Source organism: Kineococcus indalonis (assembly GCF_009906395.1).
In the GTDB taxonomy this organism is placed as follows: domain Bacteria; phylum Actinomycetota; class Actinomycetes; order Actinomycetales; family Kineococcaceae; genus Kineococcus; species Kineococcus indalonis.
Genome location: NZ_JAAALM010000763.1, coordinates 1 through 1,362 on the forward strand (window position 1 = coordinate 1; position 1,362 = coordinate 1,362).

General features: G+C 74.1%; 1 protein-coding gene. It reads left to right on the forward strand.

What is annotated here, in order from left to right; genetic code table 11:
• Positions 1 to 1,297 (forward strand): ABC transporter substrate-binding protein (locus tag GTR00_RS20925; RefSeq protein ID WP_205706333.1); only part of this gene is annotated, 1,297 nt, incomplete at its 5' end.
• Positions 1,298 to 1,362: the final 65 nt, after the last annotated feature.

Consider the following 1,362-nt stretch of genomic DNA (forward strand, 5'->3'; position numbering starts at 1 on the left):
CCGGCGCACCCTGGCCGCGCTCACCGCCGCGGGCCTGCTGCTGGCCGCCGGGTGCAGCGGCGGCGGCGACGCCGGCACCAGCGGCGACGGCCCCGTGGAGCTCACCTTCTGGACCTGGGCGCCGAACATGGAGCAGGTCGTGCAGACCTGGAACGAGACCCACCCGGACGTGCAGGTCACCGTCAACAAGCAGGACGGCGGCGACGCGGCGGTCGTCAAGCTGCTCACCGCGATCAAGGCCGGCAGCGGCGCCCCGGACCTCATGCAGGCGGAGTACCAGAAGATCCCCACCCTGGTCTCCTCCGACGCCCTGGCCGACGTCTCCGAGCAGCTCGGCGACGACGTGGCCGGCGCCTTCCCCGACTCGGTGTGGAACAGCGTCACCCTCGGCTCGGACGCGGTGTACGCCGTGCCGCAGGACTCCGGGCCCATGGTGTTCGTCTACCGCGCCGACCTGTTCGAGCAGCTCGGCATCGCCGTGCCCACCACGTGGGACGAGTACGCCGAGGCCGCCCGCAGGATCCACGCCGCCGACCCGGCGACGTTCCTCGGCACCTTCTCCGCCAACGACCCCGGCTGGTTCGCCGGTCTGGCCCAGCAGGCCGGCGCCTCCTGGTGGGGCGTGGACGGCGACGCGTGGAGCGTGGACGTCGACTCCGGGGCCACCCGCGAGGTCGCCTCCTACTGGGGCGGCCTCGTGGAGGAGGGCGTCATCGACAACACCCCCATGTACACCCCCGAGTGGAACGCCGCCCTCAACGACGGCAGCCAGGTCGGCTGGGTCGGCGCCGTGTGGTCCCCGGCCGTGCTGGAGGGCATCACCCCCGACACCGCCGGGAAGTGGGCCGCCGCGCCGCTGCCGCAGTGGGACGCCGCCGCCCCCGCCGGCGGCAACTGGGGCGGCTCGGCCACCGGCGTCACCACGCAGTCCGAGCACCCCGAGCAGGCCGCGGAGTTCGCGCAGTGGCTGAACACCGACCCCCGGGCCGTCAAGGCCCTGGCCGACGTCTCCGGGGTGTACCCCGCCGCCACCGACGCCGCCGCCCAGGCGCTCACCGACCCGCCGGCGTTCATCTCCAACCAGCCGGACTTCTACGACGTCGTCGGCCGCGTCGCGCAGACCACCAACGAGTTCACCTACGGCCCCAACGTCAACGTCACCTACAGCGCCTACACCGACGCCTTCGGCGCCGCCGCCGAGCAGCGCAGCGCCGCCGCCTTCACCGCCGCCCTGGCGAGCATCCAGAAGACCACCGTGGACGACCTGGAGAACACCGGCTTCACCGTCGCGAAGTGACCGCCCGCGGTGCGGCGCGCCCGAGCGCGCCGCACCGCCCACCCCCTCCAGGAGCCCCCATGGCC